This is a genomic window from Sphaerisporangium rufum (genome assembly GCF_016863395.1).
Lineage (GTDB): Bacteria > Actinomycetota > Actinomycetes > Streptosporangiales > Streptosporangiaceae > Sphaerisporangium > Sphaerisporangium rufum.
The window spans coordinates 35,641-58,084 of record NZ_BOOU01000019.1; the positions used below are offsets into that span (position 1 = coordinate 35,641).

Annotated in this window: 19 protein-coding genes; 16 read left to right on the forward strand and 3 right to left on the reverse strand. The window is 69.4% G+C overall.

Features of this window, described 5'->3' with window-relative positions; genetic code table 11:
- Positions 1-47 precede the first annotated feature (47 nt).
- Positions 48-449 (reverse strand): peptide-methionine (R)-S-oxide reductase MsrB, encoded by a 402-nt coding sequence (gene msrB / locus Sru01_RS07215; protein WP_203983095.1) that lies wholly within the window; start codon positions 447-449, stop codon positions 48-50.
- A 381-nt stretch (positions 450-830) separates the two neighbouring features.
- On the opposite strand from msrB, the gene ligD reads away from it, so the two are divergent.
- Entirely contained in the window at positions 831-1,835 is a 1,005-nt protein-coding gene (gene ligD, locus Sru01_RS07220) for a non-homologous end-joining DNA ligase (RefSeq protein WP_203983096.1), read from the forward strand.
- A 141-nt stretch (positions 1,836-1,976) separates the two neighbouring features.
- Complete coding sequence (locus Sru01_RS07225) at positions 1,977-2,429, forward strand: hypothetical protein (RefSeq protein WP_203983097.1); 453 nt, start codon at positions 1,977-1,979, stop codon at positions 2,427-2,429.
- Positions 2,430-2,525: 96 nt separating this feature from the next.
- On the opposite strand, the gene Sru01_RS07230 is transcribed toward Sru01_RS07225, so the two are convergent.
- Positions 2,526-3,869: an aminotransferase class I/II-fold pyridoxal phosphate-dependent enzyme gene (locus Sru01_RS07230; RefSeq protein WP_203983098.1), complete on the reverse strand. Its 1,344-nt coding sequence runs from the start codon at positions 3,867-3,869 to the stop codon at positions 2,526-2,528.
- 121 nt (positions 3,870-3,990) lie between these two features.
- Between Sru01_RS07230 and Sru01_RS07235 the strand changes: the two genes are divergently transcribed.
- The 8 genes from Sru01_RS07235 to Sru01_RS07270 all read left to right on the forward strand — a co-directional run bounded on the left by Sru01_RS07235 (position 3,991) and on the right by Sru01_RS07270 (position 11,619).
- Positions 3,991-4,806 carry a transporter substrate-binding domain-containing protein gene (locus Sru01_RS07235; protein ID WP_203983099.1) on the forward strand — a complete coding sequence of 272 codons (816 nt, stop codon included), beginning with the start codon at positions 3,991-3,993 and terminating at the stop codon, positions 4,804-4,806.
- A 10-nt stretch (positions 4,807-4,816) separates the two neighbouring features.
- Entirely contained in the window at positions 4,817-5,545 is a 729-nt protein-coding gene (locus tag Sru01_RS07240; RefSeq protein ID WP_203983100.1) for an amino acid ABC transporter permease, read from the forward strand.
- Entirely contained in the window at positions 5,542-6,300 is a 759-nt protein-coding gene (locus Sru01_RS07245; RefSeq protein WP_203983101.1) for an amino acid ABC transporter ATP-binding protein, read from the forward strand. Before Sru01_RS07240 ends, Sru01_RS07245 begins: the two co-directional genes overlap by 4 nt.
- An 18-nt stretch (positions 6,301-6,318) precedes the next feature.
- Positions 6,319-6,621, forward strand: coding sequence for an antibiotic biosynthesis monooxygenase family protein (locus Sru01_RS07250; protein WP_203983102.1), 303 nt, complete (start codon positions 6,319-6,321; stop codon positions 6,619-6,621).
- Entirely contained in the window at positions 6,618-7,790 is a 1,173-nt protein-coding gene (gene solA / locus Sru01_RS07255; RefSeq protein ID WP_203983103.1) for an N-methyl-L-tryptophan oxidase, read from the forward strand. The genes Sru01_RS07250 and solA overlap by 4 nt, the downstream gene beginning before the upstream one ends.
- Complete coding sequence (gene lysA / locus Sru01_RS07260; protein ID WP_239137068.1) at positions 7,790-9,151, forward strand: diaminopimelate decarboxylase; 1,362 nt, start codon at positions 7,790-7,792, stop codon at positions 9,149-9,151. Before solA ends, lysA begins: the two co-directional genes overlap by 1 nt.
- A gap of 34 nt (positions 9,152-9,185) precedes the next feature.
- A complete protein-coding gene (locus Sru01_RS07265) occupies positions 9,186-10,715 on the forward strand; it encodes an aldehyde dehydrogenase (protein WP_239137065.1) in 1,530 nt (509 codons plus the stop codon).
- Positions 10,716-10,854: 139 nt separating this feature from the next.
- The gene (locus Sru01_RS07270) at positions 10,855-11,619 is read left to right on the forward strand and encodes a class I SAM-dependent methyltransferase (protein ID WP_203983105.1); all 765 of its coding nucleotides are present in this window, start codon (positions 10,855-10,857) and stop codon (positions 11,617-11,619) included.
- Positions 11,620-11,624: 5 nt separating this feature from the next.
- Here the strand turns inward: Sru01_RS07270 and Sru01_RS07275 are convergent, their stop codons facing one another.
- On the reverse strand, positions 11,625-12,107 hold the full coding sequence (locus tag Sru01_RS07275; protein WP_203983106.1) for an ATP-binding protein: 483 nt from the start codon (positions 12,105-12,107) through the stop codon (positions 11,625-11,627).
- 205 nt (positions 12,108-12,312) lie between these two features.
- Here Sru01_RS07275 and Sru01_RS07280 point away from each other — a divergent pair, with 205 nt between their 5' ends.
- The 6 genes from Sru01_RS07280 to Sru01_RS07305 all read left to right on the forward strand — a co-directional run bounded on the left by Sru01_RS07280 (position 12,313) and on the right by Sru01_RS07305 (position 22,318).
- Positions 12,313-13,140: a helix-turn-helix domain-containing protein gene (locus Sru01_RS07280; RefSeq protein WP_203983107.1), complete on the forward strand. Its 828-nt coding sequence runs from the start codon at positions 12,313-12,315 to the stop codon at positions 13,138-13,140.
- Positions 13,131-13,331 carry a DUF397 domain-containing protein gene (locus Sru01_RS07285; protein WP_203983108.1) on the forward strand — a complete coding sequence of 67 codons (201 nt, stop codon included), beginning with the start codon at positions 13,131-13,133 and terminating at the stop codon, positions 13,329-13,331. Before Sru01_RS07280 ends, Sru01_RS07285 begins: the two co-directional genes overlap by 10 nt.
- Positions 13,332-13,336: 5 nt before the next feature.
- The gene (locus tag Sru01_RS07290; protein ID WP_203983109.1) at positions 13,337-13,576 is read left to right on the forward strand and encodes a DUF397 domain-containing protein; all 240 of its coding nucleotides are present in this window, start codon (positions 13,337-13,339) and stop codon (positions 13,574-13,576) included.
- A 14-nt stretch (positions 13,577-13,590) separates the two neighbouring features.
- Positions 13,591-13,785 (forward strand): DUF397 domain-containing protein, encoded by a 195-nt coding sequence (locus Sru01_RS07295; RefSeq protein WP_203983110.1) that lies wholly within the window; start codon positions 13,591-13,593, stop codon positions 13,783-13,785.
- Positions 13,786-14,492: 707 nt separating this feature from the next.
- On the forward strand, positions 14,493-21,797 hold the full coding sequence (locus Sru01_RS07300) for a LamG-like jellyroll fold domain-containing protein (RefSeq protein WP_203983111.1): 7,305 nt from the start codon (positions 14,493-14,495) through the stop codon (positions 21,795-21,797).
- A 128-nt stretch (positions 21,798-21,925) separates the two neighbouring features.
- Positions 21,926-22,318: a hypothetical protein gene (locus Sru01_RS07305; RefSeq protein ID WP_203983112.1), complete on the forward strand. Its 393-nt coding sequence runs from the start codon at positions 21,926-21,928 to the stop codon at positions 22,316-22,318.
- The last annotated feature ends 126 nt before the right edge of the window (positions 22,319-22,444 follow it).

Below are 22,444 nucleotides of genomic sequence, written 5' to 3' on the forward strand. Positions count from 1 at the left end.
GGCATCGGGAACATGCCGTCCGTGACGCGGCGGGTGCGGTGGGTAATCTACCCGGCGGGGAGCAGGCGCAGCGACACGGAGTTGATGCAGTACCGGTCGTCGGTCGGCGTCGGGTAGCCCTCGCCGTGGAAGACGTGCCCGAGGTGGGAGTCGCAGCGGGCGCACCGCACCTCGGTGCGCGACACGCCCAGCGAGTTGTCCTCCACCAGCACGACCGCCTCCGACTGCGACGGCTCGAAGAACGACGGCCAGCCGCAGTGCGACTCGAACTTGGTCTCCGACCGGAACAGCTCGGCCCCGCAGGCCCGGCAGGCGTAGACGCCGACGGTCTTGGTGTCGACGTACTCGCCGGTGAACGCGCGCTCGGTGCCGGCCCGGCGCAGCACCCGGAACTCCTCGGGGGACAGCTGAACCCGCCACTCGTCGTCGCTCTTGACCACCTTGTCCATGCCTCCACCCTACGCGTGGCGCCGGCGGCGGTGACTTTTCCGGCGAGGCATCCTTTCGGCGGGCTTTCGGCGTCTTTATCGGCGGAGGGTTGATCACCTCCGCCAAGGGGAGACCGCCGGCCCGTCCCCGTGGGCGATGCCCGCGGCTGCGCCGGGCATCGCCGTACGGCCGGGGAGGCCGCCGCGCGGGTGGCAGTAGTCAGCGCCCGCGCCGGCGTGCGCGTGGCAGGCGGTCATGCGGTCCGTCCCGTGCGAGCATCCGGCCGGCCGCTGAGGTGCTCCGGGACGGACCGTCCCGTTCTCTGGCGGATTCTGCTTGTTCCGGCATGTCCCGGCAGCTCCGGACCGGTTTCGTCGGTGCCGCCGGGTACGGTCGGAGACATGGCGTCGCCGTTCATCGAGCTGAATGTCGGGGACCGGGTGGTGAAGGTGACCAACCCGGACAAGATCTATTTCCCGGAGATCAAGGCGACCAAGCGTGAGCTGGTCGAATACTACGTCTCCGTGGGCGAGGGGGCGTTGCGCGCGCTGCGCGACCGGCCCACCTACCTCAAGCGGCATCCCGACGGGGTGACCTCGGAGGCCATCTACCAGAAGCGCGTCCCGCCCAAGCACCCCGACTGGCTGGAGACGGTCACCGTCCGCTTCCCCAGCGGGCGCAGCGCCGACGCGCTGCGGGTGACCGAGGTGGCCGCCATCGCCTACTGCGCGAACCTCGGCACCATCGACTTCCACCCCTGGCCGACCCGGGCCGGCGACGTGGAGCACCCCGACGAGCTGCGCATCGACCTCGACCCGCAGCCCGGCACCGGCTTCGAGCAGGCCAGGCAGACCGCGTTCGAGGTGCACGAGCTGCTGATGGAGCTCGGCATGCGCGGGTTCCCCAAGACCTCCGGCACCCGGGGCATCCACATCTACGTGCGCATCGAGCCGCGCTGGTCGTTCACCGAGGTGCGGCAGGCCGCCATCGCGTTCGCCCGCCAGATCGAGCGCCGCCGGCCGGATCTGACCACCACGGCGTGGTGGAAGGAGGAGCGGGGGGAGAAGGTGTTCATCGACTACAACCAGAACGCCCGCGACCGCACCATCGCCAGCGCCTACTCGGTGCGCGCCCGCCCGCACGCCCCGGTGTCCACCCCGGTCACCTGGCAGGAGCTGGCCGAGGTCGACCCGCGCGACTTCGACATCCGCACCGTCCCGCCGCGGTTCGCCGAGCTGGGCGACGTGCACCGCGAGATCGACGACCGGGCCTTCGGCATCGAGCCGCTGCTGGCGTGGTACGAGCAGGACGGCCGCGGCGACATGCCTTATCCGCCGAACTATCCGAAGATGCCCGGCGAGCCCAAGCGCGTCCAGCCCAGCAAGGCCCGCCCCGGCGCCGACTGACCGCGCGCTCCGGCCTCCGGTCCCAGCGGAACGGACCGGACCCCCAGGATCGCGGACGAACGCCGGTCCGCCATGCCCGCCTGGACGCTCCGGGAAGGTGGGCTGGTGTTCGCAACGTCCGCGATCGGAAACGGAGCGATCATGATCAACAGGATCATGGCGGCATTCGCCGCGTTACTGGCGGGTTCGGTGCTGTGCGTCACCCCGGCGTCGGCCGGGGTCGCCGCGTTCGACCCGAACCCCACCATCGGCGGTAACGGCCAGGCCGTTCCGGCACCGCACTACGCGACGGGGGCCCGCGGCGTCAGTGCCCCCTCCTACCTGCCGGGCTGCCCGTACCAGCGGGTCTGCATCGCGGTGCTCGACTACCAGGACAGCAAGATCAACACCTGGAAGATCTACGACCTGTATCAGTGCGGAGACTACTCGTTCTACGACTGGCACGGCCGCGGCTGGATCCGCAACAACCAGTCCGGCAACGCGGTGGCGATCCGGTTGAACTCCAGCTGGAGCCTGATCAAGCCGACGCATCCGGTGGACAACCGCTGGCTGGACGTGGACTGGGAGCCCGCCTACCACTTCCGCCCCTGCTGATCCGCACCCTTCGCCGTCCCGCGCCCCTGAGAAGACGACGATCGGGGTGGCGACAGTGGCGACGGTGGCGCAGCCGGTCGCCGGCGGCCGGCCGCGTCAGCCGCTGCGGGCGGTACGGGGGCGCAGTGCGTACGCGATGTCGTCGGCCAGCCGGGGGACCTCGGCGACGTCCAGCGTGGAGGTCGTCACTCGCAGCCCGGGCGCGGACCGCATCCGGTAGGCGCCGCCCGGGCTGACCACCCAGCCCCGGTGCGACAGGTCGAGCGCGGTCGCGCCCTCCTCGGTGACCGGCACCCACACGTTGAGGCCGGTCATTCCGTGGGCCTCGATGCCCCGAGCGCTTAATTCGGTGAGCAGCGCGGTGCGGCGCGCCTCATAGGCGTCTCCCGCTCGGCGGAGCCGCTCCTGCACGGCCGGGTCCCGCAGGAGGTGGACGACGGTGCGCTGCAGGACGTGCGATACCCAGCCCGGGCCGAGCGCCTGCCGGCCGAACACCCGGGCGAACAGGTGCGGCTCGGCGGCGACGACGGCGAGGCGCAGGTCGGGTCCGAGGGACTTGGCCATCGATCGGGCCACCGCCCACCGCCGCACCCGGCCCGCGAGGGTGACGCGCGGCGGTTCCACCAGCGACAGGTGGTGGTCCTCGATCACCACCAGGTCCGGCCACTCGGCGAGCACCGCCGACAGCTCGCGGGCCCGCCGTTCGGTGAGGCACGAGCCGAAGGGGTTCTGGGCGCTCGGGGTGTGGATCAGGGCGGTGGCGCCCTGCCGCAGCGCGGCGTCCAGCGCCGCCGGCCGCAGGCCTTCGTCGTCGACCGCGACCGGCAAGGGCTGCAGCCCGGCCGCGCGCAGCAGGTCGAACACGTCCGGGTAGCCCGGGTCCTCGACGACCACCCGGTCGCCGGGCCGGCAGCTCACCAGCAGCGCCCGTTCGACCAGGTCGAGCGCGCCACTGGTGACGCCGACGTGGTCGGCGTCGATCTGGATCCCGAGGTCGCCGAACCCCGGGAGGACGAGATCGCGCAGCTCCGCGTCGATGGTGGGCTGCCCGTAGAGGCGGGGGGTGGCGCTCTCCTCGGCGACCGCGCGCAGCGCAGCCCGCGCGGCGGGGAGCAGGGCGCGGTCCGGGCCACCGTGGCCGAGGTCGACGCCTCGCGGCGCGGGAGGGGGTACCGCGCGAGCGGCGGTCGCCAGCTTCAGCGGCGGCACCGGGGCGATGACGCTGGTGCGGCGTTCGTTGGTGACGATCACCCCGCGCTGCCGTAGTTCCGCCACCGCGCCGACCACGGTGGTGGCGCTGACCCCGAGGTGGCGGGCGAGCATCCGGACGGAGGGCAGCGGCTGGCCCGGCGCCAGCGTGCCGAGGCTGACCGCCCGCTCGACGCTGAGCACCAGCTCCTTCTTGCTGCTCCCGGTGATGACGTCCTGCCATACCGCCACAGTTCCTCCTCGATGGCGAAAAGTCTGGACTCATCATGCTCGGTGTATTGACCTGCAACCACCCCGATGCTTCTATGAGCGGTACAGATTACCAACTGTACCAGTACAGAGGAGATTCGCCATGCAGCGAATCGCAGCCCTGATCGGCATGGCCGCCCTCACCGCCGCCCTCGCCGGCTGCGGCCAGGGTGAGAGCAGCCCGAGCGCGAAGGACACCGGAACGACGACCGAGGCCACGACCAAGGAGGCCGGCCGGTTGCTGGTCGGGGCCGACATCCCCTACGTGCCGTTCGCCTTCGGCGATCCCCCCAAGTACGAGGGCATGGACATGGACCTCGTCCACGAGGTCGGCGCCCGGCTCGGCCTCACCGTCACCATCCAGAAGACGCCGTTCGACACGATCTTCCGGGACGTCGCCCAGGGCCGCTTCGACATGGTCGCCGCCTCCGTGCTGATCACCGAAGAGCGCAGGAAGAAGGTCGCCTTCTCGGTGCCCTACTTCAACGCCGACCAGTCGGTCATGGTCAAGAAGGGCTCCGGCATCACCGGCGTGGCCGACCTCGCGGGCAAGCGTCTGGGCGCCGTCCTGGCCGGCACCGGCGAGAAGTGGGCGAAGGCGAACGTCAGGACCGACACCATCCGCACCTACGACATGGTCGACGACGCCTTCAAGGCGCTGGCGGCCGGGCAGATCGACGCGGTCATCAACGACTTCCCCTCCTCGAAGTTCGCCGTGCGCACTTACGACCAGCTGGAGGTGGTCGAGACGATCGCGACCGGCGAGCAGTACGGGTTCGTCTTCAAGACCGGCTCACCGCTGCGCGGCAAGGTCGACGAGGCCCTCCTGGCGATGAAGCGGGACGGCGCTTACGACCGGGTCTACCGTAAGTGGTTCGAGGACGCGCCACCGGCGAACCTGCTCGCCGGGAACGGCTGACCGCCCGCCTATGGACGTCTTCCTCGAGCAGTACTTCGACATCACCGTCATGTCGGAGTCCTTCGACAAGGTCCTCCTCGGATTCTGGATGACGATCCAGCTCTCCCTGATCGCGGGCGCGCTGTCCATGGTGTGGGGGCTGGTCCTGGCGCTCTGCCGGACGTCCCGGTCCTGGATGATGCTCCCGCTGCGGGTCGCCGCCGTCACCTACATCGACGTGTTCCGCGGCATCCCCCTGCTGCTCGTCGTGCTGCTGATCTCCGGCAGCCTGCCGTTCATCCCCGGGCTCCCCGAATGGATCCGCGCCCCGGAGTTGTTCGGCCGGCCCGATGTCTACTGGTTCGGCGTCGCCGCGCTGACCCTCACCTACGGCGCCTACCTCGCGGAGGTGTACCGGGCCGGCCTCGACGCCGTCCCGCCCGGCCAGACGGAGGCGGCGCGCTCCCTCGGGATGAGCCACCGGCGGGCCCTGCGCCACGTCGTGCTCCCGCAGGCGGTCCGCACGGTGGTGCCTCCGCTGCTCAACGACTTCATCGCCCTGATGAAGGACACCTCGCTGGTCCAGGTCATCGGCATCGTCGATGTGGTGCGCGCGGGACGCGAGGTACAGGGTGAGACGTTCAACAGCTCCGCGCTCACGCTCGGCGCCCTGATGTTCCTGGTGGTCACCCTGCCGCTCGCCCGGCTGGTGGACCGCTACCTCAGGGGACGGCAGCCCGTGCGGAAGGCCCTGGCATGACCGGCGAGGCCCAGAATGCGAGCAAACTCACGGTCACCGACCTGCACAAGCGTTTCGGGGCCCTCGAAGTCCTCCGGGGCGTCGACCTCGTCGTCCCGGCCGGCGCGGTGATCTCGATCATCGGGCCGAGCGGCTCCGGCAAGTCGACCCTGCTGCGCTGCGTCAACCGGCTGGAGGAGGCCGACGCCGGCGAGATCGCCCTGGACGGCATGCCGATCACCCGGCTGCGCGGCAGGGACCTGGACGCGGTACGCCGCCGGATCGGCATGGTCTTCCAGCAGTTCAACCTCTTCCCGCACCGGACGGTGCTCGACAACCTCACCATGGCCCAGCGGGTGGTCTCCGGTGTGCCGCGCCGGGCGGCCGAAGACAGGGCGCGCTCGCTGCTCGACCGGGTCGGCCTGGCGGAGAAGGCGCACGAACTGCCGGGCCGGCTCTCCGGCGGCCAGCAGCAGCGGGTCGCGATCGCCCGGGCCCTGGCGATGGACCCCGAGGTCATGCTGTTCGACGAGGTCACCAGCGCGCTCGACCCCGAGCTCGTCACCGACGTGCTCGACGTCATGCGCCGCCTGGCCGAGGGCGGCATGACCATGGTGGTCGTCACCCACGAGATGTCCTTCGCCAGGGACGTCTCGGACGAGGTGCTGTTCATGGACCAAGGCGTCGTCGTGGAGCGCGGCGACCCGGCCACGGTCTTCACCGCCCCGGCACACGAACGCACCCGGCGGTTCCTCGACCGGGTGCTCCACCCCTGAACGATGCGAAGGACGAAGATGATCGCCCGTATCTGGCACGGCACCACCCCCATCGAGAGGTCCCGCGACTACCTGCGGCTCATGCGCGAGGTCGCGATCCCGGATTACCGGTCGACGCCCGGCAACCGGGACGCGCGGGTGCTGTACCGCGAGGACGGGGACGTCGCCCACTTCGTCACTCTGACGTTCTGGGAGTCGGAGGAGGCGATCGCCGCGTTCGCCGGTGACGACGTCACCCTCGCCAAGTACTACGACTTCGACGCCGAATACCTGCTGGCGAAGGAGCACCGCGTCACCCACCACCAGGTGTACGACGGATGAGTGCGGCAGGTGACCGGGTCGACCTGCTGGTGGTGGGCGGTGGCGTGACAGGGGCCGCCACCGCCGCCGCCGCGGCCCGGCGCGGGCTGCGGACCGTCCTGGCCGAACGCTTCACCCTCGGGAACCCGCATGGCAGCTCCCACGGCCCCTCCCGGATCATCCGGCTCGCCTACGAAGGCGCCGGCTACGTCACGCTCGCGCGCGAGGCCTACGTCCGGTGGCGGGCGCTGGAACGCGAGCGCGGGGCGCGCCTGCTGCTCCCGACCGGCGGGCTCGACTTCGGCCTGGCCGGCACGCCGTCCCTGCGGCGCACCGCGGCGACCATGGAGTCGTGCGGCGTCGCCTTCGAGCGGTTGCCGGCCGCCGAGCTGGCCGCGCGGTTCCCGCAGCTCCGGCTGGATCCGGGGATGGCAGGCCTCTACCAGCCGGACGCGGGCGTGCTCGACGCCGACGCCTGCGTGCGCGCCCTGGCCGGCGACGCGCGGGCGCACGGCGCCGAGATCCGCGAGCACGCGCGTGTCCGCCTGCTGCGCGCCGGGCCGGGCGGGGTGGGCGCCGAGGTGAACGGCACCGACCTGCAGGCCGGCGCGGCCGTTCTCGCGGCGGGCTCGTGGACGGGTTCGCTGCTCGCTGAGATGGGGCGGCCGCTCCCGTTGGTGGTGACCCGCGAACAGGTCGCGTACTTCGCCGCGCCCGGCGCCGGCTACCGGCCGGGGACCTTCCCGGTGACCATCGAGCACCGGGCGGGCCGCCCGCCGATGATCTCGATGTTCCCGCGGCTGTCGCCCGAGGGCGGTGTCAAGCTCATGCTCGACCGCAACGGCCCCGAGATCGACGCCGACGACCTGGCCGGCACCGTGGACGAGCGGGCGCTCGCGGCGCTCACCGCCCACGCCCGCCACCGCCTGCCCGGCCTCGGGCCCGTGCTGGCGGCCGAGACCTGCCGCTACACCATGGCCCCCGACGAGGACTTCGTCCTCGACCTGGTCCCCGGCCTGCCTCGCGTCGGTGTCGCCTCGGCGTGCTCCGGTCACGGCTTCAAGTTCGGCCCCGTACTCGGGGAGATCATGGTCGATCTCATCACGGCGGGCACCACGGCCCGGCCCGTCGCCCCGTTCCGCCTCGACCGACCCGCCCTGGTCGCCGGACGCCCCTGGAGCCCGGCGTGATGCCCCCGCCGTGGCCCGACACCGCCGAGGTGGATCCCGCGGGTGACCTGAGGCTGGCCGGGGTGTCGCTGGGCGCCGTCGCCGAGGAGCACGGCACACCGGTGTACGTGCTCGACGCGGCGACCTTCGTGCGGCGCGCCGGCGCCTACCGCGATGCGCTGGCCGCGCACCACGCCGGCCCGTCGGAGGTGCACTACGCCGGCAAGGCCTATCTCAGCGTCGCGGTCGCGCAGCTCGCGTTGCGGGAGGGCCTGCATCTGGACGCGGTGTCCGTCGGCGAGGTCCGCGTGGGCCGGCATGCCGGCGTCCCAGGCGATCGCATCCACCTGCACGGCAACGCCAAGACGGCGGCGGAGCTGCGCGAGGCCCGGCGCCTGGGCGTGGGCACCGTGATCGTCGACAGCCTGGACGAGCTGCGCACGCTCGCCGAACTGGCCCGGGACGGGGTCCCGCAGGCGGTGATGCTGCGCCTTTCGCCGGGCGTCGCGGCCGACACCCATCCGCACATCTCCACCGGCCACGCCGGTTCCAAGTTCGGGATTCCGCTGTCCCTGCTGCCCGACGCCGCCCGCCTCCTGGCCGCCGCACCGGCGCTGCGGTACGTAGGACTGCACTGCCACATCGGCTCGCAGATCACCGACCTGCGTCCCTACCGCGCCGCCGTGCGGGTGTTGCTCGACGCCGCCGGCGACCTGCGCCGGTGGCACGGGTGGACCACCCGCACCCTCAGTCCTGGCGGCGGCCTCGGGATCGCCGCCACCGCCGGCGAACCGGAGCCCGCCATCGAAGCCCACGTCCAGGCCGTTGCCGCCGAGGTGGCCGCCGGATGCGAGCGGCGCGGGCTGCCGCAGCCCAAGCTGGTGCTCGAACCCGGCCGGTCCATCGTCGGGCCCGCCATGGTGGCCCTGTACCGGGTGGTCGCCGCCAAGCCGCTGGACGCGCGAGACGGCGAGGCCACCGCCTACCTGCACCTCGACGGGGGCATGGGGGACAACGTCCGTCCCGCGATGTACGGGGCGCGGCTGGCCGCCCTCCCGGTCTCGGGCACCTGCCGGCCGCACCGGCTGGTCGCGCACCTGTCCGGACGCTACTGCGAATCCGGCGACATCCTCGCCCGCGACGTCCACCTCCCCGAGGTGCGCGCGGGCGAGGTCCTGGCGGTGCCCGCCGCCGGCGCGTACACGCTGTCCATGGCGTCAAGCTACAACCACGTCCCCCGCCCGCCGGTGGTGCTCGTCTTCGACGGGCACGCGCGGCTGGTGACCAGGCGGGAGTCCCACGACGACCTCATCGCCCGCGACGCCGCGCTGCCCGAACCCCTGGCGGCCGGCCTGCCCGTTCCCGGCGGACCCCGCCGGTGACCCGCCGCCCTTCCTCGAATCAGGAGTGTGAAGCATGCTGCTCGACCGAGACGCCGCCGAGATCGGTGCGATGGCCGAAGCGCTGCGACCCGAGACCCGCGCCTTCATCGACGGCGAGTACCGGACCGGCTCGCTGGGAGAGTCCTTCACCACCGAGAACCCGGCGACCGGCGAGGCCATCGCGAAGGTCGTGCTGTGCACCGGCGAGGACGTCGACGCGGCCGTCACCTCGGCGCGGACCGCGTTCGAGGACGGGCGCTGGTCCGGCCGCTCGCCCCGGGACCGCGGCCGGGTCCTGCTGCGCCTGGCCGAGCTCATCGACGAGCACCGCGAGGAACTGGCGCTGCTCGAATGCCTGGACACCGGCAAGCCGATCCGCGACGCCTACACCGCCGACATCACCAAGTCGGCCGCGATGACCCGCTGGTACGCCGAGGCGGCGGACAAGCTCTACGACGAGGTGGCGCCGACCCGGCCCGACGTGCTCGCGGTGGTGCGCCGCGAGCCGCTCGGCGTCGTCGGGTGCGTCACCCCGTGGAACTTCCCGCTGTACCAGGCCGCCTACAAGCTCGGCCCGGTGCTGGTGTCCGGCAACAGCCTGATCATCAAGCCGGCCGAGCAGACCCCGCTGACGACCATCAGGCTCGCCGCGCTCGCCCTTGAGGCGGGCGTCCCGCCCGGGGTGCTCAACGTGGTCCCCGGTGACGGCCCGATCACCGGGGCCGCGCTCGGCCGTCACCCCGACGTCGATTGCCTCGCCTTCACCGGGTCGACCGCGACCGCGCGTCGCTTCCTCGCCTACTCCGCCGAGTCCAACGCCAAGAAGGTCTGCGTGGAGGCGGGCGGCAAGTCCCCGCACATCGTCTTCCCGGACGCGGGGGACCTCGACGAGGTGGCCGAGGCCGTGGTGTGGGGGATCTTCTACCACCAGGGGCAGGTGTGCAGCGCGGGCAGCCGGCTGTTCGTGCACCGGGCGATCGCCGGCGAGCTGCTGGACCGCGTCGTGCTGCTCGCCGAGGCCCTGCGGGTCGGCGACCCGCTGGATCCCGGCACGCAGGTGGGCGCGCTGATCAGCGACCGGCAGCGGCGGCGGGTCATGGACTACATCGAGCGGGGGCGGGCGGAGGGCGCCCGCCTGCTCACCGGCGGCCACGGGACTCGCGCCGGCACCGGGGGCCACTTCATCGCCCCCACCGTCTTCGACCAGGTCCGCAACGACATGACCATCGCGCGAGAGGAGATCTTCGGTCCGGTCCTCGCCGTGCTGCCCTTCGACGACATCGACGAGGTGGTGCGCCTGGCCAACGACACCGCCTACGGCCTCGGTGCCGGGCTGTGGACCCGCGATATCGACCTGGCGCTCGGGGTGGCCGCCCGGCTGCGGGCGGGACAGGTATGGGTGAACAACTACGACGGCAGCGACTGGTCGGTGCCGTGGGGCGGATTCAAGCAGTCCGGCACCGCCCGCGACAAGTCGCTGCACGCGATCGACGAGTACACCGCCCCGAAGGCCACCTGGATCCAGACGCGCCCGCCGGCCCCGTTCACCCTGGTCACCCGGTAGGCCACGACCCCGCTCCTCCCGCGCCCGGCGTCCATGGCGCCGTCACCTACGCGACGTCCTCGCCGAACTCCGACCGGCCGCCGCTCCTCCGGCACACCGGGGGTATCGTCGAGTTCGCTCTTCACTGGGAGGCTTCGGAATGTTCTCCGCGGTAGCCGGCTACGACCGCTTCATGGGGCGCTTCGCCGCGCCGCTCGCCCCGGCCTTCGCCGACTTCGCCGAGATCAGGCCGGGGCAGCGGGTGCTCGACGTCGGCTGCGGCCCCGGCGCCCTTCTCGGCGAGCTGGCCGGCAGGCTGGGCGAAGGGTGCGCCGTCGGGGTGGAGCCCTCGGAGAGCTTCGCCGCGGCCGCGCGCGAGCGCCATCCGGCCACCCGGGTCGAGATCGGCACCGCCGAGGCACTGCCTTTCCCTGACCGCTCGTTCGACGCCGCGCTCGCGCAGCTGGTCGTCCACTTCATGAGCGACCCGGTCGCCGGGCTGCGGGAGATGGCGAGGGTGACGCGATCAGGCGGGGTGGTGGCCGCGTGCGTCTGGGACCACGCGGGCCGCACCGGGCCGCTGGAGCTGTTCTGGTCGGCGGTGCGCGAGTTCGATCCGGAGGTGGACGACGAGTCCGGCCGGGTGGGGACCCGCGAAGGCCAGCTGCGCGAGCTGTTCGTCGAGGCCGGTCTGGCCGGCGCGGAAGAGACGGCGCTCACGGTCGCCGTCGAGTACACCGGGTTCGACGACTGGTGGGAGATGTTCACCCTGGGCGTCGCCCCGGCGGGCGTCCATGTCGCCGGCCTCGCGGCGGAAAAGCGGGAGGCCCTCCGGATCCGCTGCGCGGAGAAGTTCGCCGAGCGGGACTCCCGCGTCATCACCGGGCGCGCCTGGGCCGCCCGGTGCCGCGTCGGCGGATCCTAGGACCTTCAGAGACCGTCGGAGGTGTGACCGGCGGCAGGACAGGCGAGGGCGCACCAGACGACCTTCCCGCCGGTGACGGGCAGGCGGTGCCCCCAGCCGGCCGCCAGCACGCTCACCAGGAAGAGGCCGCGTCCCCCTTCATCGTCCAGGGCGGCGGGACGCAGGCGCGGCGGGTCAGGGCTGGGGTCCCCGACTTCGAGGACGACCGCTCCCGGGGTCCGGTGCACATCGACCCATATATAGTCCAGGAAATCGGCGGTGTGCTGGGTTCCGTAATCCCGGGCGCCGGGCATGGTCGCGCGGTTCATTCCCCGGGTCGCCGTGACGGCGTTCGCCGCCAGTTCCGATACGAGCAGTTCCGCGGTCTCGACGAGCACGCCCAGGTTCCATTTCCGCAGCATCGTATGGACGTGGACCCGCGCGTGACGCACGGCGTCCGGGCGGGCGGGAATCTCCAGATAACCGTCCCGCATTCTCTTCCCGGTCATCCGGGCACCTCCAGGATCCGTTGCTCTCACCCGGTCCTCGGTGGGGACGTGTGTCCATCACCCTGAGGACTCCGATTCACCTCACCATGCTGTGCCTGATCGGCTACGTTCAGTAGCGGATCTGTCGGACAGAGGTGATACATCTCCGGTGGCACATCGGTGGGTCTTGTGGGATCACGGCGGGCGGTGGCGGAGGGAGTACGGCATGGGACGGCCGGTGGACATCGATCCGGAGGCCTCGGGCGCGGCTAGGTTCGCTTACGAGCTGCGCCGGCACCGGCGCCGGGCCGGCCTCACCCAGGAGCAGCTCGGCCGCCGCATCGGCTTCTCCGAGAGCCTGATCGGCATGGTGGAGACGCAGCGGCGCGTACCCACCGAGGACTTCGCCCGCCGATGCGACAAGGCGCTCGGCCTGGACGGCATGCTCGACCGGCTCCACCAGGACACCTGGCCGCCGCTGCCTCCCGTCCCGGAGCATTTCCGCGACTGGGCGGCCGAGGAACGCCGCGCCACGGCCCTACGCCTGTGGGATCCCCTCCTTATCCCCGGCCTGTTCCAGACCGAGGCATACGCCCGTACGCTGTTCGACGAGGAGCCGGGTATCACCGGGGAACAGATCGACCAGCGGCTGCAAGGCCGCATGCGGCGAAAGAACACCCTCACGCGGGACGATGCTCCGATGATCTGGTCGCTTATCGACGAAGGCGTGCTGCATCGCCCGATAGGCACTCGGATGATCATGAGGGAACAACTCGAACACCTGCTGGACATCAGCCGGAGACCTCGGGTCGCGATCCAGATGGTGCCGTACGGTGCCCGGGCCTCGGCGGGACTGCTCGGAGCATTTGGAATAGCGGAAATGCGCGGATCGGCTTATACCGTATATGTAGAGACTCAGCCTCGTGGTCGAACGGTCGACGAGCGTGTGATGATCGCCGAACTCCTGACCCGGTATGACGCCATCCGGAGCGAGGCCAACTCCACGTTCCTGTCCCAGAAAATGATCGAGGAAGCGGTGCGGAGATGGACCTAGGTCAGACCTGCTGGCGCAAGTCGAGCTACTCAGGCGGGGACGGGGGCATGTGCGTAGAGGTCGCCCTCGGTCTGCCCGGCATCGTGGCCGTACGCGACTCCAAGTCCCCCGCGCAGCCGCCGCTGGCCACTCCGAGTGAGGAATGGCGCAACTTCCTGCATGCCGTCCGCCGGGGCGGGTTCTCCGGTTGACCCGGATGACCGCCACAGGAAGCGGTGCGGAGATCGATCTAAGCCAGGCCCTATGGCGCAGGTCGAGCCGATCCGGAGACGACGGCGGTATGTGCGTCGAGGCCGCGGTGAACCTGCCCGGCGCTGTGGCCGTTCGCGACTCCAAATCCCCGATGCGGGCACCGCTGATCACACTGCCTCAGGAGTGGCGCACCTTCCTGAACGCTGTCCGTGAGGAGGGCCTTCACAACTGTCCGCCTGCTTGATCATAAAGGCGCCGATGGACCTGAGCCGAACCGTCTGGCGGAGATCAAGCCACTCGGGCGGGGGCGGGGGCATGTGCCTTGAGGTTGCGATCGACCTGCCTGACGTTGTAGCTGTGCGCGATTCCAAAGTTCGTGTGCAGGCGCCGGCGGGCACAGCGGCGCGCGAGTGGCAGGTCTTACTGCGCACCATCCGTCAGGGTGAGTTTTAGGGCATCGGTAAACCGGCCAGAGTGCCGAATATGGCTATTACTCATTGTCAATGCGTAACCACGCATTGTCTCTATCTCTCTCGAGATCCGATTGACCTGCGGATTCGCGGATGGCTGCGCTGAGATGATCGCAGCAACACGTGATCAATAGATCACTCAGCGGAGTGTGATCTGGAACACGTTGATCTCCTACCTGTGGATTGAATACGTTCCAAGCGATCACTACGGGGTTCACTTCCGTCGGTCGACTTTGTCGAACGTCTCCATGGCGGCGCCCTTCTTCCGTTCTCGGACCAAAGAAAGGGCGGCGCATGCGTCGTTCGGTGTCACGCGCTCGTTTCGGTGCGCTCACTCTCACCGTTTTGACCTCGCTCATGCTGATAACGGGGGTCGGTGCCTCGACGGCGCTCATCGCCCAGGCCGCGGCGCACACCCCCGCACTGTTCGACGGAGTGGCCGCCCTCGGTGGATCGGCCGACCTGGATGTGCACCGGCCCGTCCAGGAGATCGGTTCGGCAGCCGGGCGTCCGCATCTCGTGCCGGCGGACGCCACCAGGGCGAAAGAGGCGGGCTCGGGCGTATCCCGGCCGGTTAAGCCACCGGAGGGTGCACTGCCACTGGACACCCGGCATCGGCTGTCAGGCAAGCCCGCGGAAGGGGGCCTCAAGCCGCCGCCTTCTCCGGCACGCGAAGCCGGCCCCGCAGGCGTGAGCGTTGACCGCGACCTGGCCGCGTCGCGCTCCGATTCGACGGCGCAGGCCGTGACGAGCACCGGCCTTTCCGACTGCTACTACCCGAACTGGTCGCTGGTCCGCCAGTACGCGTACGGCGACGTGGTCTCCTACTACAACGTCACCCAGGGCATGACCGAGCCGCACGACTTCGTGGCAACGCGGACTCCCTACGGCGCACCGTTGGGGTCGACCGCGTGGTACGACCTTGGGCCTTGTTACGTGATTCCGGAGCACCAGCCCCAGCCGCCCGCCTTCGTCGGTTTCTGGCCGGAGGACGACGGGCTGGCCGGCTCGCTGACGCCGACCCTCGGCGCGCTGGCCGCCTCGGAGACCGACGCGCAGGTGGGGTACTGGTTCCAGATCTGCTCGGGACCTTCCGGCCCGGAGGGCGAGTGGGACTGGTGTGAGGACAGCGAATGGACGACCACCGGTGCCTGGGTGGTGCCGGCCGGGAAGTTGAAGTGGGGACAGAGCTACTGGTGGTCCGTCGTCGCCGAGGATGTCGACAACGGAAAGAGCTCCTACTCGCCGTGGACCAAGCTGACCGTCGTCCCCGAACAGCCGGCGATCAACTCGCTGCTCGGTACCGGTATCGACGGCCGGGCGTTCAACCAGGTGGTCGGCAACTTCACCGAGCAGGCCACCGATGCCGCGGTCGCCGCGGTCGGCCCGCCCCTGGCCGTCACCCGCACCTATAACAGCCTCGACCCCCGCGCGGACGGTATGTTCGGCGCGGGATGGAGCACGCGATGGGACATGCGGCTCGTCGAGGAGCCCCAGACGAAGACCGTATTGATCACCTACCCCGACGGCAGCCAGGCACGGTTCGGTGCGATCGGCAACGGGGACTACGCACCGCCGCAAGGATCGTACGCCACGCTGGCGACCCGTGCCGAGGGCGGCTGGCGCCTGATGGACAAATCAGCTACCTCCTACCTGTTCGACGCGCAGGGCCGGGTCACGAAGGTCACCGACAACCGGGGGCGTGGCCAGGATCTGGTCTATGGCGCTGACAGCCGGCTGGCCAAGGTGACGTCGACCGGCGGCAGGTCCCTCTACTTCACCTGGAGCGGCGGCCACGCGACGGCGGTCTCAACCGATCCGGTGAGCGGCAGCCCGTTTAGCTGGTCCTACACCTACGACGGCGACAAGCTGGTCAAGGTCTGCGGCCCGGGCTCCGCCACGGCCTGTGCCGCCTACACCTACGCCGATGCCTCCCGCTACAGCACCAGCGTGCTCAACTCGCTGCCGACCGGGTACTGGCGGCTGGGGGAGGCGAGCGGTGCCAAGAACTCCAAGCTCGCTGACGCGGTGGGCTGGAATCTCGGCAAGCAGGACGCCAACTTCAGCAGTGGCACCTTCAACGCGGCCACCGGCGTGTCCGGGGCGCTCGGCGGTTCCGCCGACACCGCGGTGAGATTCGCCGGCACATCGGCCTCCAGTTCGTACGTCTGGCTTCCGGAGGCGTCGATCAGTGGCTCCGCCGGCTACCTGACGGCCGAGACCTGGTTCAAGACGACCGGGTCCGGCGTGGTGTTCGGGCAGAGTGATACCGCCTCGGGGACACCGTCGGACTTCACCCCGACGGTGTACGTGGGCACCGACGGTAAGCTCCGCGCCCAGTTCTGGAACGGCACGGCCAATCCGATCACCACCGGCGCGGCGGTGAACAACGGTCAGTGGCACCACGTGGCGCTCACCGGCGACGGCGCCGGCCAGACCCTCTACCTGGACGGCGAGCCGGTGGGCACCCGTAACGGTGCCATCGACCACCGCGGCCAGCGGTACACCCGCCTCGGTAGCGGCTACACGTCGGCGTCCTGGCCGGCGTCCACCTCTTCCGTGCAGGTCTTCCCGTTCAAAGGTGACCTCGACGAGGTGGCGATCTACCATCGTTCGCTGCCGGCCGCCGAGGTCCGCGCGCACTACCAGGCCGGTTCCATCGCTCCACAGCTGAGCCGGTCCACGCTCCCGTCCGGCCGGATCCAGGCCGACAACACCTACCTCCCTGACGGGGGCCGGCTCCAGACCCACACCGACACCAACGGCGGTCTCTGGAAGGTCGGCGCGCTGCAGTATGCCGCGGACGAACTCGGTGATCCGCTGGCATCCGTCACGGTGACCGACCCGCACAACGCCACGCTCAAGTCCACGCACGACGGCCTGCGCGGCCTGCGGACGACCGGCCGGACCGATGAACTGGGCAAGACCACCTCGTTCGAGTACGACACCGGCGGGTACCTGGCCAAAATCACCGATGCGAACGCCAACACGACGGAGTTGACGCATGATGAGCGCGGCAACCAGCTCAGCGTGACCACCTGCCGTTCCGCGAGCAGCTGCCAGACGGCGTACGCGTCGTACTACCTCAGCGGCTCCGACCGGTTCGACCCGCGCAATGATCAGCTCACCGCCTATCGGGATGCGCGGTCCGCCAGCAGTACCGGCAACACCTACGCGACGAAGCTGGAGTACAACACCTTCGGCGAGAAGACCAAGGTGACGACCCCCGCCACCTCCGACTTCCCGAACGGGCGCTCCACCACGTACTCCTACACCGACGGCACCGAGGCGGCCAGCGGTGGCGGCATGACCCCGGCCGGCCTGCTGAAGACCACGACCGATCCCAAGGGCGAGCACCGCGACTACGCCTACACCGCGTCGGGTGACCTCGCCCGGGACACGTCTCCGACCGGCCTTGTCACGGGCTACACCTACGACGCCATCGGCCGCAGGGCCGGCAGCACCGAGATCTCCGCCGCGCAGCAGGGGAGCGGTGTGGCGACCAGCTACGGTTACGACGCGACGGGGCGCCTTGCCACGGTGACGGGCCCCGGAGTCAAGAACGAGATCAGTGGCGCGGTGCACACGACCCAGACGCGGTACACCTACGACGCCGACGGCAACCGGACCGGCGAGACCCTGGCCGACATCACCGGCGGCGACCCGGCCCGCACGAAGACCTACGAGTACGACACCTACGGCCGGATGGAGAAGGTCACCGGCCCGGAGGGAGAGGTCGTCCAGACCTCCTACGACCACATGGGCCGGGCGGTCAGCACCACCGACGCCGCCGGTGCGACGTACGCCTACGCGTACACGGCGCGCGGCGAATCGGAATCCGTCACGTTGAAGGGCTGGACCGGCAGCCCCACCGATCCGAAGCCCGCCGCGGACGTGATCGTGCGGTCGAACGCCTACGACCCCGCCGGGCGTCTGGCCTCGCAGACCGACGCCATGGGCCGGACCACGCGCTTCACCTACTTCAACGACGACTCTCCTGCCGACGTGATCGCCGACCAGGTCAAGCTCAACGCGTCCGCGACGCCGGTCAACGTCGTGCTGACGTCCTCGACCTACGACGCCGCCGGCAACCTGACCCGTCAGGTAACCGGCGGGGGCAAGACCCGCGTCGACCACGTCTACGACGCCGCGGGACGCCTCACCTCCAGCACCCTCGACCCCGCCGCGCTGAACCGCAAGACCGCCTACACCTACGACGCCAACACCAACGTCACCCAGACGGTCCTGACCGGAGCCGGGACGACCCGCGCGGAGAGCACCTCCTTCCGCTACGAGACCGGCGGGCGGCTCATCGAGCAGACGGTGGAGAACGGCGCCACCGACCTCACCACGTCGTGGACGGTCGACGACCGGGGACTGATCCGGGAGATCGTCGACCCGCGCGGCAACGCGACCGGCGCGACCCGCGCCGACTACACCACCTCGGTCGACTACGACGCGCTCGGCCGGCCGGTGCAGGTCCAGGGCCCGCCGGTGAAGGTCGAGCGGGGCGGAGCCGCGGCGACCACCGAGCGGCCCACCGCGCGGATGGGTTACAACACCGCCGGCGAGGAGACGCACAAGACCGGACCGGAGAACCGCGCCACCGTGACCGCCTACGACAAGGCGGGCCGGGTCGCCTCCGTCACCGGTTCGCCGTACACGCCGCCGGGCGGGACGCAGGTCACGCCGCGGACATCATTCGGATACGACGCCGCCGGACGCGTCACCTCGGTGACCGACCCCCGGGGGAATGTCACCGACACCACCTACGATGTGCTCGGCCGCAAGGTGCGTGTCACCGACCCGGCGGCCACGGCGGGCGCGCCCAGGGGGAACTGGGACTTCACCTATACCCTGACCGGCGAGGAGCTCTCGGCCACCGACCCGACCGGCGCCCGCACCGAGGCGACCTACGACGGCTTAGGCCGCCAGGTCACCGCGACGCAGATCGAGCGCCGGCCGGCCGCGGCCGCGTACACGACCGTCATGGAGTACGACACCGCGGGCAGGCAGACGGCGGTGAAACGGCCCGCGGGCAACCGGACCCAGCTGACCGTCAACGCCGCCGGCGAGGTCGTCACGCAGACCGACGCCCTCAACCACGCAGACGCCTTCGCCTACGACCCGGCCGGTCGCACCGTTAAGATCACCGACGCGCTGGGCAACAGCACCGCCACCGAGTACGACCTGGCCGGCCGCAAGACCACGGCCAAGGACCTCAACGCGTCCGGCACGGTGTTGCGCACCTTCGGGTTCGCCTACGACGCGGCCGGAAACCTGACCACCCAGACCAGCCCGGAAGGCCACGCCACCCGGCGCACCTTCGACGCCGCCGACCGGCTCGTCCAGTTGGTGGAGTCGGTGGCGGCCGGCAAGGACATCACCACGTCGTTCGGCTACAACGCGGCGAGCGAGCGTACGCGGACCACCGACGGGCGGGGGAGCACGTTCCTGACGACCTACAACTCGCTGGGATTGGTGGAGTCACGGATCGAGCCGTCGACGCCGGCTCATCCCGGTCTCGCTGACCGCACCTGGACCGCGAGCTACGACCAGGCCGGCAACCCGGTGAGCGTGCTGCAGCCCGGTGGCGTCCAGATCACCAACGCCTACGACAACCTCAACCGCCTGATCGGCGAGGCGGGCTCCGGGGCGGAGGTCACCACCCAGGGCACCGCCTTCGGCTATGACCTGGCCGGCCGGCGGACCAGCGCCGGTGACCTCGCCTTCACCTACAACGACCGCGGGCTGCTGCTCAGCACCGCGAAGGCGGGGACGCCGGGGACGCTGTCGACCTTCGCCTACGACGCCAACCAGCGGCCGGCGCAGCGCACCGACGCGGCGGGCACCGCCACGCTGACCTGGGACGATGCCGATCGGCTGAAGACGCTCAGCGATCCGCTGACCGCCACCACCCTGACCTACGGGTACGACAACGCCGACCGGCTCACCGGTATCACCTACGGCACCGGGCCCAAGCGCACCTATACCTACGACCCGATGGACCGGCTGACCGGCGACAGCCTCAAGTCGGCGGGCAACGCGGCGATGGCGTCGATCACCTACGGATACGACCGTGACGACAACCTCACCACCAAGACCACCAGCGGGACCGCGGGCGCCGGGACCAACACCTACACCTACGACTTCGCCAACCGGCTGACGTCCTGGACCGCGCCCGGCGGCGCCGTGACCGACTACGCCTGGGACGACTCCGGTAACCGGGTCAAGGCCGGGGACCAGACCTTCACCTACGACGAGCGCAACCGCCTGCTGTCCGGCGGCGGCTCCACCTACACCTACACACCGCGCGGCACCCTGGCCACCCAGACCATCGGCGCCACCAGCAAGAACCTCCGGTTCGACGCGTTCGATCGGATGATCAGCGACGGTGAGGCCACCTACACCTACGACGCGCTGGACCGGGTGACCAGCCGTATCCACGGCACCGTCGTCAGTCGCTACCTGTACGGAGATCTGGCCAATGACATCGTCGCCACCACCGACGCGGCCGGCACCACCCAGGCCAGGTACAGCAGGGGTGTCGACGGCGACCTGATCGGCATCTCCGACGGCACCGGCCCCCGGCTGGCCTTCACCGACCAGCATGGCGACCTCGTCGGTACCTTTGGCGCCACCGCCACCGCGCTGGCCGACTCCGTCGCCTACGCCCCCTTCGGTGAGGAGATCACCCGGGCCGGCGCCCGCCACGAACTCGGTTACCAGGGCGAGCTGACCGACGCCGACTCCGGCAAGGTCAACATGCACGCCCGCTGGTACCAGCCCGGCACCGCGACCTTCGCCAGCCGGGACACTGCCTCCCTGGCACCCGACCCTTCCATCCAGGCCAACCGGTACGGTTATGTCCACGGCTCACCGCTGACCGGTACCGACCCCAGCGGCCACACCCGTACCGGCATCTACTGCGTGACCTGCCCGCCCGACCCGCCGGTCATCATGCCCGGCTACATGTGCACCACCAAGGGCATCTGCGTCATGCCCGACGTCGAACAACGCTGGTGGAACGACTACATCAACTCGCCCGGCTTCGAGTACTACAACAACCCCCTCCTGTCCGACGAAGAGGTCAAGCGCCTCGGCTACAAATTCATGCCCAACGGGCGTCCGGTCGACCAGCCGAACTTCTGGTTCGCTGACGAAAAAGTTCAGAATGCATACATGGAGCACTGGTCCCCCACGCTCGGCGACCGAGAACTCAACTTCAACTGGGCGGCGGTAGGCGGCCTAGAAAGTATGCGAACCATGATGCATGCCATAAAGGCGCGAAGCTCGGACCCGCGCATTCCCTCGTGCGCCCGGGGGTGGACGCACAATGGGCCTCCCAGGTGTAAGGATTTCCCCAACCTTAATCTTTATATGAATCTATTGGAGTACTACGGATACATTCAAAAAGCGGCTAGCAAGTACGGCGTGGATAAGAACGCCTTAACGGCCCTTATAATTTATGAGAACATGGGGGCTGAGACGAAGGCGGGAAAGGTAGGAGCCTGGGGTGTTTACTATGCCCGCAAGGCCCAGGGGAAGGGTGCTACTGCCGGCCTCGGAATCACGCAGATGGAAATATACAAAGCGCGAGAAATGTTTAAGCGGTATCATCCGGACAAAGCGAATCTAAGTGACGATGAGATAGCGAAAATTCTCATCGATCAGCCAGGACTGGCCATCGATCTTGCGGCGGCCTATCTGAGCTACCTGAAATGGAAGATAACTATAAACGACCATGGCGCCAAGCGTCATATTAATGACTGGGAGGCCACTCTGGCCTACTGTGGATGTTCGGGGGTCGTTTGGAGGAAGGGCAAGTTGGACTTCGACAGGTTCCAAGACTGGCTGGAGGATAAGCGGTCGATCCCTGCTGATCTGGTCAAGCGACGCGACGCTCTCTATGGGCCACTCCGCAGCGTGGCAGATGAATATTGGAAATGCGTGAGGCTCGAATGCTTTTACTTGGACAGGGGCGGTTTATGGTAGTCGGGAAAAAGATTAGGCAGAGGTGTGGCGTCCCACATGGCAGGGCCGATGTGGTTGTGAAGTCGCTTTGCATTCTTTGTGCAATATTTGTGGCTTCGGCGTGTGGAACGCGAATTTTCACCAAGGAGTTGCGAGTCGATCCGGCCGTCGTTCGTGATGTCCAGGGCATGGGAAAGGTGGTGGCGAAACTGACGGAAGAGAACTCGTGGGACGGTGTCACCTCCTACTCTGAGGTGCTGGTGATGGACGTCGGAAGCAAAGATCCTTCAGAATCACTAAAGAAAGCGACTGTCGGCCTACAGAAAAATGGATGGAAAGTAGAGCGGGCTCGACCGCCCGAGACAATTTTTCTCCGCTCCAAAAGCTCGGAGCATGTCACGCTGATGATGTATGGAATCGAATTTTTTGAAGCGGAACGGGGGTCGGATCCTACACTCAAGAGGCTTGTGCAGGAAGGGCAACGCGAGGCGGCTCCGAATTCTCCGGTAGTGATAAGAATGGAGAATGAGGATGCGTCGTGAGGGGTGAACTCTAGGCTAAAAAATGGTTTGTGGATGATGTGAATTCGTCGCCAGTTAAAGGCCGTCTACAAATATCGGTATACGCCGGTATGTGCCGGAACCCGCGATGCGCGACGATGGGTCATT

Bases quoted from the DNA above. Each gene is read 5' to 3' on its own strand.
- msrB (WP_203983095.1), bottom strand. From the start codon at position 449: ATGGACAAGGTGGTCAAGAGCGACGACGAGTGGCGGGTTCAGCTGTCC.
- ligD (WP_203983096.1), top strand. From the start codon at position 831: ATGGCGTCGCCGTTCATCGAGCTGAATGTCGGGGACCGGGTGGTGAAG.
- Sru01_RS07225 (WP_203983097.1), top strand. From the start codon at position 1,977: ATGATCAACAGGATCATGGCGGCATTCGCCGCGTTACTGGCGGGTTCG.
- Sru01_RS07235 (WP_203983099.1), top strand. From the start codon at position 3,991: ATGCAGCGAATCGCAGCCCTGATCGGCATGGCCGCCCTCACCGCCGCC.
- Sru01_RS07240 (WP_203983100.1), top strand. From the start codon at position 4,817: ATGGACGTCTTCCTCGAGCAGTACTTCGACATCACCGTCATGTCGGAG.
- Sru01_RS07245 (WP_203983101.1), top strand. From the start codon at position 5,542: ATGACCGGCGAGGCCCAGAATGCGAGCAAACTCACGGTCACCGACCTG.
- Sru01_RS07250 (WP_203983102.1), top strand. From the start codon at position 6,319: ATGATCGCCCGTATCTGGCACGGCACCACCCCCATCGAGAGGTCCCGC.
- solA (WP_203983103.1), top strand. From the start codon at position 6,618: ATGAGTGCGGCAGGTGACCGGGTCGACCTGCTGGTGGTGGGCGGTGGC.
- lysA (WP_239137068.1), top strand. From the start codon at position 7,790: ATGCCCCCGCCGTGGCCCGACACCGCCGAGGTGGATCCCGCGGGTGAC.
- Sru01_RS07265 (WP_239137065.1), top strand. From the start codon at position 9,186: ATGCTGCTCGACCGAGACGCCGCCGAGATCGGTGCGATGGCCGAAGCG.
- Sru01_RS07270 (WP_203983105.1), top strand. From the start codon at position 10,855: ATGTTCTCCGCGGTAGCCGGCTACGACCGCTTCATGGGGCGCTTCGCC.
- Sru01_RS07275 (WP_203983106.1), bottom strand. From the start codon at position 12,107: ATGACCGGGAAGAGAATGCGGGACGGTTATCTGGAGATTCCCGCCCGC.
- Sru01_RS07280 (WP_203983107.1), top strand. From the start codon at position 12,313: ATGGGACGGCCGGTGGACATCGATCCGGAGGCCTCGGGCGCGGCTAGG.
- Sru01_RS07285 (WP_203983108.1), top strand. From the start codon at position 13,131: ATGGACCTAGGTCAGACCTGCTGGCGCAAGTCGAGCTACTCAGGCGGG.
- Sru01_RS07290 (WP_203983109.1), top strand. From the start codon at position 13,337: ATGACCGCCACAGGAAGCGGTGCGGAGATCGATCTAAGCCAGGCCCTA.
- Sru01_RS07295 (WP_203983110.1), top strand. From the start codon at position 13,591: ATGGACCTGAGCCGAACCGTCTGGCGGAGATCAAGCCACTCGGGCGGG.